This window comes from Sphingobacterium sp. UBA2480, assembly GCF_002341965.1.
GTDB classification, from domain to species: Bacteria; Bacteroidota; Bacteroidia; order Sphingobacteriales; family Sphingobacteriaceae; genus Sphingobacterium; species Sphingobacterium multivorum.
The window spans coordinates 248,984-263,725 of the sequence record NZ_DDPA01000002.1; the positions used below are offsets into that span (position 1 = coordinate 248,984).

Here is a 14,742-nt window from a genome sequence, read left to right on the forward strand (position 1 = left end):
ATATTGTTTATGTTCTAAAATTAATGATTTCATTGATAAATTGAAACTATCATTTCAATTTTGACAATAAAGTATCAATTGTTTTATATAATTTGATAGGATCGAATGGCTTTCCGACAACTTCATTGGCTCCAGCATCGAGCGCTTCCTGTTGTTCGGCTTGAAGCACAGAGGCTGAAATGGAAATAATCGGCATGTTTGCGATTATCGGATTCGTGTTTCGACGTATTTCCTTGATCGCTTCAAAACCACTCATGAGTGGCATATGGGCGTCCATAAACACCAGATCAATTTTTTTCTTATTGATTTCTTCTAATGCAATGAGGCCATTGGTCGCCAAAGTGATCTCGCAATTCCAGCTCTTCAGGATATTTGCCAGCATAAAACTGTTTAATTCATTGTCTTCAGCAATGAGAATCATCGGAAAGTTGAACTTGGGTAATTCCGTATAGAGTACCTGCGTTTCTTTCTCTACCGGTTTGTCTTTGATTTTGTCAAAGGTACATTCAAAAGAAAATATACTTCCTTTACCGTATTCACTTGAAGCAAAAACCCGACCGTTGAGCAGCGCAGCAATACGTTTTACAATCGCAAGACCTAGTCCTGTACCGCCAAACTTTTTGGTGATACTATCCTCTCCCTGTTCAAACGCAATAAATATTTTCTCCAGGGCGTCTTCTACAATGCCGATCCCTGTGTCTATTACCTGAAACCCTAAACAAATGCTATGGTTATCTTCTGCTAGGAGTTGAATCTTTAATACAACAGAACCTTCCGAGGTGAATTTAAAACTATTGGAGATAAAGTTGGTCAGTATTTGTTTTAATCGAAGTGGATCGGTTAGAAAATAACTTGTGATCCGATCGTCCACATCAATTGAAAAATCCAGGCCTTTGTAGACCGCTTTATCAATGAAGAGATTGTTTAGATCATCCGTAATATCATGTACAGAGGTAGATTCCATATTAAGTTTCATCATACCCGAGTCAACTTTAGATAGGTCGAGTATGTCGTTGATAATAGTCAACAGATTTTGAGAGGCAGAATCCAATTTATTGATCCAATTTTCTTGCTCTAGCGTGAGCTGCGAGTTTTTTAGCATCTGTGTAATGCCCATAATACCGTTAATCGGGGTACGGATCTCATGGCTCATATTGGCCAAAAAGGTTTCCTTGGATTTTCGAGCAAGATCGGCCTCTTCTTTAGCTTTGAGAATCGCCTGTTTTGATTCTTCTAAGGCTATGTTTTTCTCTTTAATTTCTTGCTGTATCAGTAATTGCTGGACAAAAGATTTTACTTTCGCGATGGTTGCTTCCGGGTTAAGCGGTTTATATAAATAATCCACAGCTCCACTATTTAGTCCCTGAATAAGGTATTTGTCTTCTTTTGAGATTGCTGTTACCATAATAGGGATAATATGGTTTGTTTTCGGATTCTTCTTTAGGAAGGAAACAAATTCAAAACCATTGATCTCGGGCATCTGTACGTCAACAAGTGCTAAATCAATATCCTCTTTCCAACAGATTTTTAAAGCTTCGTTGGGATCTGTGCTCGTCACTATATTTATATTTTCGATATCCTCCAGTAATGCTGTTAGACTGATAATATTTTCAATTTTATCATCGACAATCAATATATTTACCTTCTTCATTTTAGCAAATCTAAATACAATTTTAAGTCAACTGTTTGACGTAGTCCTTTATTTCTTGAATGCTCAAAATGCGTTCCTGCGCATCGAGTTGAATAGCTGCTTCGGGCATGATGGGAACTTCAGCAGTCACAGGGTCTTGTACAAATGTCTTCCCGCCGTATCGTTTTATCATTAATAATCCTTGTGCACCATCCTGATTCGCCCCAGAGAATAAAATAGCTGTACAATTTTCTTTATATATTTCGGCTACGGATTCAAAAGTCACATCAATTGATGGTCTGGAATATTGAACAGGTTCTGAGATATCCAAAGAAAAGCTATAGTCTGGTTCAACTAAAAGATGATAGCCTGCAGGGGCAAAATAGATCGTTCCATTTTCTATCGCTTCCTTATCATCTGCAGTTTTTATTTTTTGAACAAGTGCTTTAGATAGCGTGTCCTCAATACTAGAAGCATACTTAGGGTTTCTGTGTACGATGACAATAACGGGTATGCGAATTGGCCGTTCCAATGACTTTAAAATATTTAGAATCACACTAAACCCACCTGCAGACCCCGCTAATAAAAGAATTTTTCTTTCCATTACCTACTACCCAATTTTTTGGTAAATATTCTGTTTTTTGTTTACGATCTTAAATTTAGCAGCATCTTTATAGTTGATTAAAGATTCTTTTGCTCCCAAACATAAGAAGCCCAGATGGCAAAGTGAATGATAGAATAAATCCAGGACTTTATTTTGCAATTCAGTATCAAAATAGATCAATACATTACGGCAGGTAATCAGTTGAAATTCATTAAAAACGCCATCGGATACCAAACTATGTATGGAGAAAAGGACATTTTTTTTAAGACTATTATTAATGGTAGCGGCGTTGTACATCGCTGTATAATAATCTGACAATGAGTTTTTCGGTTCCGTCTTAATAAAATTTTCCGAGTATTCCTTAACTTTCGTAAGCGAATAAATACCGCGTTTTGCCTTTTCTAACACTTTGCCATTGATATCGGTGCCATAGATAAACGCCCGTTGGTAAAGATTTGCTTCTTCTAATAAGATGGCTAGCGAATAGACTTCTTCGCCAGTCGAACAACCTGCACTCCAGAGTTTGATATGTGGATAAGTTGCGAGATAGGGAAATACATCCGTTTTTACAGCTTTATAAAAATCGGGATCCCTAAACATTTCAGTCACATTGACTGTAATTTCCTGTAGGAAATAGGTGCTGAATCCGGGCTGATTGATCAAATTGGACTTTAGCTCCTGTAGATTGAGCTTGTTAAGTTCCATTATTCTAGTCACACGTCTTTTTAAAGAAGCTCTTGTATAGCCGGACACATCATATCCGTGGAGATTTTTGACTATATCAATAACTTCTTCTAACTCTTCAAAATTGATCATTGCTACTATTTTATCAGTTAACTCAGCCATACGCGCATTAGGGATATTAATTTGTCAACATCAACCGGTTTACTAATATAATCGTTTGCACCAACAGCAATTGTTTTTTCCCGATCACCTTTCATGGCTTTCGCTGTCACAGCAATAATTGGAAGGTTTGCAAATTTCTTGTTTGCCCTTATTTTTTCAATAGCTTCATAACCATCCATCACGGGCATCATGATATCCATTAAGACAAGGTCAATCTGTTCATTTCGTTCAAGAATATCTAATGCCTCCTGACCATTATTGGCAATTTCAATGTTCATATCATAGCTTTCAAACGCCGTGCTAAGGGCAAATATATTTCGCATATCGTCATCTGCTAGTAGTACTGTTTTGGAAGCTAAATTGTTTTCAGCAATGACAGAAGCTCCGGCGTGATTGAACATATTGTATTCGCGCTTATTGCTGCGGATTTTATTTAAGAATAAATTAACTTCATCAATCAGGCGATTATTTGATTTCGCTGACTTAAGGACCATCGCTTGGCTGTGATGCAAAATTTCGGAAGTCTGCTCTGTCGTGAGTTCCATTGCTGTATTGATGATAATAGGTAAATCCCTAAATTGATCGTTCGATTTGATTTCATTCAGGAGTTCAATGCCCGATTTGTCAGGAAGGTTTAGGTCCATAATGATGCAGTCAAACAATTTCTCTTGATCTAATAAATCGAGAGCCTGTCTCGCATTGAAGGCCTGAAATATCTGAATGTGCTGTTCTTCCAAAGATTGTTTGATAAAATCGCTTTGGATTTCCTGATCTTCCACAAGCAGAATTTTTTTCAGTGGATGACTAGTCGATGCTTTTATTTTTAAGAATGTTTCAGCCAAAGATTCTTCTGACACAGGTTTAGCCATAAACCCGATAGCCCCGGCAGAAATAGGTTCGTCATGTAAAAATGTTCCTGCCGACATCATGTGTACAGGAATCTCCTTGGTGCTGTCGATTTTTTTGAGGTTACGAAGAACTTCCCAGCCATCCATTTTAGGCAACATAATATCTAGGATAATCGCGGCAGGGCGTAAATTCTGTGCTTTTTGTAACCCATCCTGCCCATCATAGCTGATGTATACATCGTAGCCGTTTTGTTCGGCGTAGTCCTTTAGAATATCTGCAAAAATGAAATCGTCTTCAATAATCAGCAGTTTATTATGTTTTCCATCGTTGTCGATTGACTTTGTTTTTTCGACTATAGGATTTTCCTTCGGAATTTGTGTTGGCGGATTACTTTCTTTTTCGATAGATGGTACTTTCGGAACTTGAATTTCTTGTTCTAGCGGGATACTGAAGGTGAAGATACTACCTTCACCAACTTTACTGGATAAGATTATTTTCCCTTTTAATAAGCTAGCAATTTCGCGGCATATCGATAAGCCTAAACCTGTGCCACCATATTTACGGCTCGTTGAGCCATCTTCCTGTTTAAAAGCATCAAAGATAAGCTCTTGTTTTTCAGGGGCGATCCCGATCCCGTTATCTTTGACCGTAAAAAGAAGATTTTCTGCTTCAGCTATTATTCCTAAAGAAACTTCGCCTTTTTCACTCGTAAACTTGAACGCATTCGATAATAAATTCTTGAGGACTTGTTGTATACGATGTTCATCGCCAATGAATTCCTGCGGTGCATTTACATTGACATCGAGTAAGAAGTGAATATCTTTCGACGCTGCGGTATCGCTGAAAAAATCTTTAATATAATTGACAAGGTCGTACGTGTTGATACGTTCTTTTTGGACTTCAACCTTCCCCGATTCAATTTTTGCCAGATCCAACAATTCGTTAATTAAATGTAGGAGATCTGAGCCGGCACTATGAATAACAGAAGCATACTTTATTTGGTCTTCACTGAGGTTTTTCTTTTTGTTATCCTGAAGTAATTTGGCAAGAATGAGAATACTATTGAGTGGTGTCCGCAATTCATGGCTCATATTGGCCATAAATTCAGATTTATATTTGCTCGACAGCTCTACTTCCTCTATTTTTTGAGCTATGGCCTGACGGGCTTTTTCCAGATCTTCATTTTGTGCAAAGAGCAATTTGGCCTTCTCGTCCAGCTCATTATTGGTTTGGATAAGCTCTTCCTGCTGTACTCTAAGCTCTTCCTCAGAAGCCTCCAACAAATGTGTCTTATGGATTAACTCCTCATTCGTTGTTCTCAATTCCTCCTGTTGAGTCTCTAATTCCTCTGTTTGTTGTTGAAGTTCCTCATAAAGATCAGCAAGCTTTCCATGCGTTTGGGCTACTTTTATGATAACGGCAATGTTATCTTTTGCTTTATCCAAGAAGTTAAATCGCAGTTGCTCGTCCTTCGCATTAATAATTGGGCAACAAATTTCCATGATACCGACACACTGGTTTTCATAAGAGAAGGGTACAATATAAATCTCAGTTTCTAAGCGGTCGGATAATGAGGTTTCTAAGATAAGATGCTTGTGGTCGACGTCCTTTATTTTAACGACTTCATGATTGTTTGCGACTTCGCCCAAAATACCATCGTTTTCCTTAAACGTTCGTTTGATAAACTGTGTGGAGGAAATGCCAATTTTGTGGCAAAGCTGATACTCCTGATAGTTATCATCGAAAATATAAATAGTCCCACCTAAAGCTTTTGTCGTGTAAGCAATAGCATGTAGGCTTATTTCGGCAATTTTCTTGTCTGTATAGTCACCGCGTAATTGTTCGTCGATGCCATTAATAGCATTCAAAATCCAGTTATCACTGTTGGTCTGGTCTTGCAATAGTTGGAGGCGGTTGTTGGATTCTTGCTGACTTTTCACTGTAGACCTCAGAAATCTAGAGATCGAGGAAATTTTGGCGAGAATATAGAAAAATCCACTTAAGCCAATGGCGATGAAAAGGTAAGTAATGTACTGGGCCAGTTGTAGTTCATTTCTAGATCTTTCTAAGAGTCTTGCCCTTTGATCCAATAAGTCTCTCGACATGAGATCGATCTGATTTAATATCGAGGCTTTTCGCTCGTGAATATTATGGGATATGGATTGTGTTTCCTTCGTGTTATCAATATCCTGCTCAAAGTCGTAAAATGCAACAATATCCTTTCGGATGTTTTCAGTGCTGTTTGGCTGAACATGATAGAAATCATCTTTTAGACTTAAAGATCGTAACAGTTCATCCATTTTTTTTAATTCCATTTTATAAGGAATAAATAGTGAAGCGTCTTTCTTATTCAGGTAATCAAGTTTGATGTCATTTACCTCGTCTACACTTGATTTGATTTCATTAATGATATTGAATCTATTTTCGGCGACACGAACAATACTTCGCTCGTTATTTAAGTTATGATGCAGCGATATGAAAAAATATAGGGCTGAAAGGAAGATAAGTGAAAAAGAAATGATCACTCCAATGGTAATTTGCTTTCTATAATTTTTTCGATCCATGTGAGAATGAGTTTATCGTTTTACTTTTCTGTAGGTATTGTGTTTCGATGGTACCTGGGGAAAAAGATATATGTAAAATAACAAAAAAACTTGCTATTCCTAAAATAATCAAAAGTCAGCATAGAAACAAACCTATACAGCAGTCAAGGATCCCCACCAATATAATCTATTTGCGCACAACATCGACTTTTTATTGCGTAAGCGTAACTTAGACCATTTTTTTGTCTTTTCATTCTTAGTCGCAGCACATTGGGGGCAAGTAGTGATCAGGTTTGATCTTTCAACAGTATTTGTTCAGTGATTGTTCAGTGCTTGTTCAGTGATTACTCAGTATGAACTGAATATTGAGTGACTGATCACTGTATAATAATAGATGGAAAACTGTAGTAAGCTTTAAAGTGATATGAAGGTCTGTCAAACCGATTGTTATTTCGATTATTGATAATAAGATATGATAATCATCAAATAGTAGAATCTATAAAATAGAAGAAGAAAAAATACTTATAAAAACAAAACCCTGATGATGGGCACCAGGGTTCGTTACTAACCAATTATAAACCTAAATTATGAAAAGACTTTTTAAGGGCTTCTAAACTAAATTAGTTGCCGTGTTGTGCCGTGAAAACTAAAAATGATTGTTTTTTAAATCTTATGCAAACTTTAAGTCAATAACTCTTCTGACTGCTTGCTGTTAGTGTTTCATAGCGAGATAACCTTTAATTATCTTCTACAAAGATACGGTAAATATACCGTAGCATCCAAATATTTTTAAGAATAAGTTGCTAATACAACTATGTTGTGACACACAAATGATATTTTGGCTTATCTGAATAATTATCTGACAGTGTTGTCAATTAGATCAGTATCGCTTCGCGAATTATTACTCGAAATGCCTTACTTTTACAAAAAATATATTTATGGTATTGACTGAATTTAAATCGATAAAAGCATTTGTATTGGATGTAGATGGTGTGCTGACTGATGGTACTGTGCAAGTTAATGAAGAAGGGCATCAGTTACGTACATTTCATATAAAAGATGGCTATGCCATGCAGTTGGCGATCAAGAAAGGTTATCCGATTTTTATTATCACAGGTGGAGGTTCGAAGGGCGTCGAGCAGCGGATGAAAGGTTTGGGGATCAAAGAAGTCTATTCAAAAGTTACGGACAAGCTTTCTAAAATGAAAGAACTTGCTTGTGATTACAAGCTTGAATTAAATCAATTGATGTACATCGGCGACGATATCCCTGATCTTAGCTGCATGAAGTCCGTTGGGATAGCTGTTTCTCCGGCAGATGCAGTAGAAGAGATCAAGAAAATTTCACATTATGTGTCTGGTTTTTGTGGCGGAAAGGGAGTTGTACGTGAATTGATCGAAAAGGTAATGAAAGTACAAGGCAACTGGTATGAGGATGAAACGGTAAAAAGCATATAGGGATGTTGAAAAATCTAAAAAATAGAACAATTATATTAGGGTCTCAGTCTCCACGGAGAAAGCAGCTGTTAGCAGGGCTTGGACTGACATTTGAAGTCGACGTACGGGAAACGGCAGAATATGTGGATCCGAATTTGTCTGCAGCTGAGGTCGTTCGTCAAATTGCTATTTGTAAAGCGGAAGCATTTGCGGATAAAAAAGATTGTTTGGTTATCTGTGCCGATACTATTGTGGTATCGGATAAGGGCGAAATCTTAGGTAAGCCCAAAGATGAACAGGAAGCCAGAGAAACGCTAACAAACTTGTCTGGTCAGAAACATGTGGTGCTGACTGCTGTAGCGATCTCATGGGAGGGTAAGATGAGCACTTTTGTCGAGACGACAACTGTTTATTTTTACGAACTAGAGTTGGATGAAATCGATCATTATGTTACTCAATTTTCGCCACTAGATAAAGCAGGTTCTTATGGAATACAGGAATGGATCGGCTTAATCGCCATAAAAAAGATAGAAGGGGAATACAATAATGTGGTCGGATTACCCACAGCAAAGCTTTATCAAGAATTGAAAAAGTTAATGTAAAAAAAGCGGCTTTTGCCGCTTTTTTATTACTCTTTGATTTTTTTTAGCTTACCTGTTATTTGATGAAATAACGAACGCCGGTGTAGAACATGCGTCCTGTTAAAGGACCCCAAAGCATTGACGTATCAAAATAGTTTCCAAAGGGTTGATCCGCGGCAAGGATTGGCATATTTTGGAAATAATTAGACAGATTTTCTCCGCCCACATACACGGTGAAGTTTTTCTCTTTCCCAAAAGTTTTGCTAATCTGCGCATTCATTGTCGCATAAGCCTTGGATGCTGTAGGCATTTGATATTCAACGGGGTTCTCTGCTGTTGATGGAATGCGTTTTTGTCCAACGACATTCAATGTATAATCTACACTCCAGCCAGAATGGTGATTATATGCCAGGTTGACAAAACCACGGTGTTTGGACAATAGCGGTTTGGTCTTTCTGCCACTTTCAAAATCAGTTTGAACATCAAGTAAGCGATAGGCCAACCTCGTTTCAAAATGTGGTGCTGGCATCAAGCGAAATTCTGTTTGCAAACTATTGGAGAAAGATTTTCCATTCAAATTATAAAAATTGATCTCTCGGGGATTTTCGTAATCGACCACGACCTGATTAGAGAAGCTGTTATGGAAAAATTCAACTGATGCCGAAGCCTCACGTCCGAAGATCCGCATACTTTGGTCTATCGCTATTCCGCTATTCCAGGAGATTTCAGGTTGTAGGCCATAAGCCTTATCGTATATATTAGGCGATTGGATAACCAATTTTCTGCTACTAGCCAATACTGCCGTGTTCTCCGCAAATATATTTGCAGTACGTTGACCTCTTCCTGAGCTAGCTCGAACTGTTGTTCCCGAAAGCGGGGCATAACGTAAATGGATGCGTGGTGTTGTAAACCATCCATACAGGGAGTTGTAGTCTTGGCGAAGACCAATAATGGCATCAAATTTTTCTGATGGACTATAGGTATATTCTGCAAATGCTCCCGAAACCACTTCTTTCCTTTTGAAGTTTTGATCTTTTAAATACCACTCATTGTAATTGTCATAATTAATGGAGGCACCAACGCGATACTTGTGGGCGACTGTCCCGATAATATCTTGAAATAAGAGATTAGCATATCCATTTTGTTGCTCCGAATCGTAGTTATTGAGCCCAAAATAGCTTTTTTGATTGTAGTTTGATCCTGCAAGCTGGAGACCTATGCTGCGGTGCTTATTTTCGGGGAACACATAACCAATTTTAGCAAAACCTTCTACGCGTTCGATATCAAATCCCAAACCATAGCGATTTGTCGTACCCTTATCTGTCTTTTTGTTAAAATCAATCTGTCCGCCTGTACGGTCGTCATTGAGATATTTAACCCCAAATTGTACCATAAGCCCTTTTCCATTTTCATAAAACCAGCGGTTGACACCAGAGAATAGATTGCCAACGGGTATATCTCTAAATCCATTGTGACTAAAGTTCATGGATTTATTGTACATGAAATTGTCATGCAGGAGCACTGCAGTGGACCAATGCTGACCAATTTTTTGTGAAAGATTTAAGTTGACATCTGTACGTCCCATGTTGTTCGCATAGGCATTAAAAAACAATCTTTCTGAATTTTGAGGTTTCTTCAATTCGACATTGATCTGTCCGGCCATGTTTTCGAAACCGTTGGCTACGGAACCGATACCTTTCGCAATTTGAATTGATTCAATCCATGTCCCTGCAATAGAATTTAAACCTAAAGGAGAAGCGAGCCCACGTGGCCCAGGTAAATTTTCAACGGTTAATTGGGTATAAATACCGCTAAGGCCTAGCATTTGAATCTGTTTACTGCCTGTTACTGCATCAGCACTGACGACATCGACGGAGGCGTTGGTTTCAAAGCTTTCGCTTAAATCACAGCAAGCCGCTTTGAATAACTCTTTTCCGGTAAGAACTTCTAGTCGTGCAGGTGTCATACGGTCAATATAATTTGAGCGTCGTGTTCCTTTAACCTCGACTTCCATCAACACATTACCCTTCGCTGTAATCATAATGACTTCATGCAGATCTTTGATGGTGATGGTGTCAGATTTCATCCCTACATAACTTACAACCAATTTGTTGAACCCTTCTTTGTGGTCCAATTTAAATACACCATTTTCGTTTGTCCTTGTGTTTTTGGTTGGAAGGTTGGCCCAGTGTAAATTGGCGCCAATGATGGGTTTAAGATCCCCCTTTTCATTTTCTTCAACAACAACACCGGTAACGGTATGTGGATGATTATGGTTATCGGTTGTCACCGCTTTCTTTTCGGGTACTTTGCCATTTTCCAGTCGCGGATACATACAGCATTCATGGAGTTTAGCATAGGATTCATCAGTGGCCACCAGGTTGTCAACATCATGACCAACCTGAGCAATATTTTTCTTGATTGCCTCCAACTGAACTTTTTGGGGGTTATATTTGATTTGCAATAGGTTGTCTCCTGCATTCCAAACGGCCGTTTCTACGCCATGCATTTTTGCGGCCGTTTCAATACGTTTTTTACACATAGCGCAATTTCCAGCCACTGTAAGTGTGCGGGTACTGTCGATCTGTGCCTGTACAAATGCCAGAAAAAATAAGGATAGAATGGTCGTTGTATATATTTTTTTGAAAATTTGATTCATCATTTTAATTAAGAGTATTCGCTTCAACTAGCATTTAATTTTACCTTCATGATATCGCGCAACCACATGCAAGGGGTACGGATTTATTTTTTTCAGTTCTACAATTTTTTTGCTGAATTATTTAAAATCCACTTTTTTGTTCCGTGATAAGCTACGAAAAGATGAATGTTGGGAATAACAGTCTGCTATTCTCGCGAGATATAAAAACTATAGTGGACTTCGATCAATTCAAGAAAATGAACTGCGTTCAGTGAAAAGAGGTGATATTAAATTCTAAAATTTTGATTGAGAATAAAAACAGGAGAGCTCTGTCTATTGTAACTCGCAAAATCGGTATACGTTAGTTTAGAAAAATCGTCTTCCTCCCCAGCGAAATGATAATAATTAAGTATCCAATGAAGCGTAATTATTGCAGGAGAAAAATGGTTGAAATCAAGATTTTGTGTTACTCTGCTGAATTTATCGACCTTTTGTGCTTCGATCTTAACATCTTTACAGCTTCCTGTTTCATGACAGTGTTTCTGCTGTTTTTTTGCAGACTTGGCACACAGAGGGCAGGCCATATTATGGCTTTCCGATAACGATACACTTTGTGTTTCCCCTTGGCAAAAATGAAGATGCACTGAGGCACCACTTGCTGCGAGCAAATAGAAAAATAGGCCGATTAATAGTGCAATTTTCTTCATCGAAGCAAAAATAAAGAAAATATGTAATTTTTTTTTGTAATATTTTGGATAAATGTTATAACTTGTAGTAACAAATGAAAAACTAAAATTTACCAAAGTTATGAATTTATTATTTATCAATCCGGTCAGCTCGTATTTGCTAGCTATCTTTTTGATTGTTGGGGCAATTCTATTGTACAAGGGATTTTACCATCTGGCTCGTCGTATACAGGAATAGTACAGTATGTTCGGTGTTTTTTAGGAGCACTTTACAGGGAAACAGCCTATGTAGTTTAGTCCCTTAAATTTGACTACTCAAGGAAGATTTTATAAGAATGGGAACATTTTCTTGATGCTCCCATTCGTGTTGTTTATCGGCTTAATAAAGGGTCACTTTTTCCGGCATTTCCAATCTCTACACGACCTGCATATCGTTCTTCGAAGTTTAGAAAACCATTGCAAGTAAGGCTGAAGTCGTACCAAAAGTTTTGTTTAGCCAATTCAAAATGTATCGTGATGGATTGTCCACCTTTAAGTTGCAAACTTCTTTTTTCCTTTCCATAGCTGAGATCCTCAAAAATAAGTTGCTCGGTTGTTTTTCCATTGTTTGTACAGGAGAAAGACAAACGGCCAGTAAATGCTGCTTCATTTTTACTTTTTTCATACGTACAGCGGATCTTTACATGTGGATTATCCGCGTCGCCTTTAAATTCCCGATAAAATCCGTTTGGACCATGGATTTCGAGGTGGTACATTCTTTTGTCGAAGGCATCTAGCGGCCAATGGTCTGTTACATGATCTCCTGGAGCAACCGCATAATTTCTGGAGGTTCCAACTTCTCCTTTGTAGCTAGCAGCATGGTAAACTGTAAATGGTGCGCCTGCGGCCTGTTTGCCAAAAATTTTATCTGAAGCCTCAAATGTGACCAGGTAATCCCCTTTGGATTGGTATTCGCCATGCACATAAAGTTCATAAGGAAGGATACATGAATCCCGAAGCCCTTTTTCTTGTTTTGGGAAATAGGGTGAACTGCCGGGGTCTTGCTCTATTTGTTTGATCTCCATTGCGCTAAGCGCTTTGAACCCCATGGGAAGACCTTTGAACTTGGCTTGGTGAATCTCTTGGATAAAAGGTTCCCGCTCCAGCACAATAGGTTTGTTCATGGTTTCGCCATGATAGGGTCTAAATGCCGAAGTTAAGTCTCCACATACAGTACGCCGCCAAGTGCTGATGTTGGTTTCTTTTATATTTTTATTGATTTTGTGATTAATAAACTTCTCCAGGAATTGTAAACTGGAGGTATGGTCAAACACTTGTGAATTGACCCAACCGCCTCTGGTCCACGGAGAAGCAATAATCATCGGTACACGATAGCCAAGACCGATATTGCTTTCTCTTCCGCTTTCAGGATAATATTGCTCATCGCGGCGTACAAATTCCAATGCAGGGTTTATTCCCTCGGATACTTTTCCACTTTCTGTATCATCAGGGTTTGGTGCTGTAAAGGGTGCAAAGTGATCGAAATACCCATCATTCTCATCATAAGTAAGTATAAAAATTGTCTTTTTCCAAACTTCTGGATTTTGGGTGAGAATGTCCATAATTTCGCTGACATACCATGCGCCGAACCAAGGAGAATCGGGGTGGTCAGAAAAAAGCTGGGGCGGAGCTAACCAAGATACGGTTGGAAGTTTACCCTCCTCAACATCTTTTCGGAATTGATACAGGACATCTCCTTTAGGGATCTGTAACTCGCGCTGTTGCCCCCCTTCTTGATAATGCATTGTTTCCAATTCCATATAATCTTGCTGCGCACTGTTGTTAACAAAGGCACGGCGATGAATATCTTTTGTCCGCTCGTCGAGCTTTTCAAAGTTATCGGCTGTATATCGCTGTAATTCTTCTTGAATATGCTTGAGATTTTTCTTTAAATCTTCAAGTGCTTCGGCAGCTGGTGTTTCGCTAATTTTGCGCTCGAGATCTTCTTTTTTTAGAGTCAGGAGCTGGCGATAGCGGGGATGATATTTGACCTGATATTGGGGGAAGTACTCCATCGGATTACAACCAAAATTGGCGAGCCAGCTGTTTGCCTCTCCACTATAACCAGCACTGCTTGAAGAAATTTCATTTTGATAGATTTTCCAGTCTACGCCTAATTCCGAAAGGCGTTCAGGAAAAGTGGTCCATGTTGCTTTCCCGCTAAACTCGGAGTCTCCATTCCAAACTAAGGCTTTTCCTGTCAGATTTTCCCGGATATTGGCCGTCCAGAAATAAAGCCGGTTTGGATTCGTGCCGGTGATGCTCGAACAAAAGTGTTGGTCACAGATTGTGAAAGAGTCTGCCAGAGAGTAGTAAAAAGGAATGTCTTCACGGGTATAATGTCCCATAGTCAACGGTAGATCGGCAAATTCTTTAAATCCAGAATGTTTTACATCCAACCATCTGTTCATTTTACCCTTATTCCTTGCGTCGGTTTGATCGGTCCAGTTGTGCGGAAGACAGCCCATCCAGGTAACTTTTGAATCTTTGATATCCAATCGGAAGGGGGCAAATGTTTCTCCGGATTTTTGCGTCTGAAACCATACTTTATTTCGATTGGGTTGACGGATAGCTCTTGGGTCATTGAAGCCTCTTACACCACGTAGTGTTCCAAAGGCATGATCAAATGAACGGTTTTCCTGCATTAATAAAACGACGTGCTCGGCATCATAAAAGGTGCTGCCCAATGCTGGATTAATAGCCATCGCCTTCGCAATAGCGGATGGAATAACATGGGAGAGAGATGCTCCCCCGGCAAGCATAGCCGCTTTCTTTAAAAAATCTCTTCGTGTATCCATGGTTATATCAGTATAGATTTGACGGGCCGCCTATTGCTTGGTTAATTAAGGCAGCAAAGATATTCTCTTTGAAAAAATACATTTTCAAAAAC

Annotated in this window: 9 protein-coding genes; 2 read left to right on the forward strand and 7 right to left on the reverse strand. The window is 38.7% G+C overall.

All coding sequences use genetic code 11. The annotated features are described in order from the left end of the window. Positions 1-49 precede the first annotated feature (49 nt). The 4 genes from B3600_RS05370 to B3600_RS05385 are packed head-to-tail and all read right to left on the reverse strand — an operon-like array spanning position 50 to position 6,493. The gene (locus B3600_RS05370) at positions 50-1,651 is read right to left on the reverse strand and encodes a response regulator (RefSeq protein WP_070562062.1); all 1,602 of its coding nucleotides are present in this window, start codon (positions 1,649-1,651) and stop codon (positions 50-52) included. A gap of 22 nt (positions 1,652-1,673) precedes the next feature. After that, on the reverse strand, positions 1,674-2,234 hold the full coding sequence (locus B3600_RS05375; RefSeq protein WP_070562064.1) for a chemotaxis protein CheB: 561 nt from the start codon (positions 2,232-2,234) through the stop codon (positions 1,674-1,676). Positions 2,235-2,240: 6 nt separating this feature from the next. After that, positions 2,241-3,080 carry a CheR family methyltransferase gene (locus B3600_RS05380; protein ID WP_236560115.1) on the reverse strand — a complete coding sequence of 280 codons (840 nt, stop codon included), beginning with the start codon at positions 3,078-3,080 and terminating at the stop codon, positions 2,241-2,243. After that, positions 3,068-6,493, reverse strand: coding sequence for a hybrid sensor histidine kinase/response regulator (locus B3600_RS05385; RefSeq protein ID WP_286752333.1), 3,426 nt, complete (start codon positions 6,491-6,493; stop codon positions 3,068-3,070). The genes B3600_RS05380 and B3600_RS05385 overlap by 13 nt, the downstream gene beginning before the upstream one ends. 917 nt (positions 6,494-7,410) lie before the next feature. Between B3600_RS05385 and B3600_RS05390 the strand changes: the two genes are divergently transcribed. Further along, a complete protein-coding gene (locus tag B3600_RS05390; RefSeq protein ID WP_070562067.1) occupies positions 7,411-7,929 on the forward strand; it encodes a KdsC family phosphatase in 519 nt (172 codons plus the stop codon). A 2-nt stretch (positions 7,930-7,931) separates the two neighbouring features. Continuing rightward, a complete protein-coding gene (locus B3600_RS05395) occupies positions 7,932-8,510 on the forward strand; it encodes a Maf family protein (RefSeq protein ID WP_112373787.1) in 579 nt (192 codons plus the stop codon). Positions 8,511-8,565: 55 nt separating this feature from the next. Here the strand turns inward: B3600_RS05395 and B3600_RS05400 are convergent, their stop codons facing one another. From B3600_RS05400 to B3600_RS05410, 3 genes are all read right to left on the reverse strand, one after another. Further along, positions 8,566-11,151 carry a TonB-dependent receptor domain-containing protein gene (locus tag B3600_RS05400; protein ID WP_286752334.1) on the reverse strand — a complete coding sequence of 862 codons (2,586 nt, stop codon included), beginning with the start codon at positions 11,149-11,151 and terminating at the stop codon, positions 8,566-8,568. Between the two features lie 263 nt (positions 11,152-11,414). After that, positions 11,415-12,014: an HYC_CC_PP family protein gene (locus B3600_RS05405; protein WP_201639734.1), complete on the reverse strand. Its 600-nt coding sequence runs from the start codon at positions 12,012-12,014 to the stop codon at positions 11,415-11,417. Positions 12,015-12,184: 170 nt separating this feature from the next. Further along, on the reverse strand, positions 12,185-14,650 hold the full coding sequence (locus B3600_RS05410) for a phosphocholine-specific phospholipase C (RefSeq protein ID WP_286752335.1): 2,466 nt from the start codon (positions 14,648-14,650) through the stop codon (positions 12,185-12,187). Positions 14,651-14,742 lie beyond the last annotated feature (92 nt).

Bases quoted from the DNA above. Each gene is read 5' to 3' on its own strand.
- B3600_RS05375 (WP_070562064.1), bottom strand. From the start codon at position 2,234: ATGGAAAGAAAAATTCTTTTATTAGCGGGGTCTGCAGGTGGGTTTAGT.
- B3600_RS05400 (WP_286752334.1), bottom strand. From the start codon at position 11,151: ATGATGAATCAAATTTTCAAAAAAATATATACAACGACCATTCTATCC.
- B3600_RS05410 (WP_286752335.1), bottom strand. From the start codon at position 14,650: ATGGATACACGAAGAGATTTTTTAAAGAAAGCGGCTATGCTTGCCGGG.
- B3600_RS05385 (WP_286752333.1), bottom strand. From the start codon at position 6,493: ATGGATCGAAAAAATTATAGAAAGCAAATTACCATTGGAGTGATCATT.
- B3600_RS05380 (WP_236560115.1), bottom strand. From the start codon at position 3,080: ATGGCTGAGTTAACTGATAAAATAGTAGCAATGATCAATTTTGAAGAG.
- B3600_RS05390 (WP_070562067.1), top strand. From the start codon at position 7,411: ATGGTATTGACTGAATTTAAATCGATAAAAGCATTTGTATTGGATGTA.
- B3600_RS05370 (WP_070562062.1), bottom strand. From the start codon at position 1,651: ATGAAGAAGGTAAATATATTGATTGTCGATGATAAAATTGAAAATATT.
- B3600_RS05395 (WP_112373787.1), top strand. From the start codon at position 7,932: ATGTTGAAAAATCTAAAAAATAGAACAATTATATTAGGGTCTCAGTCT.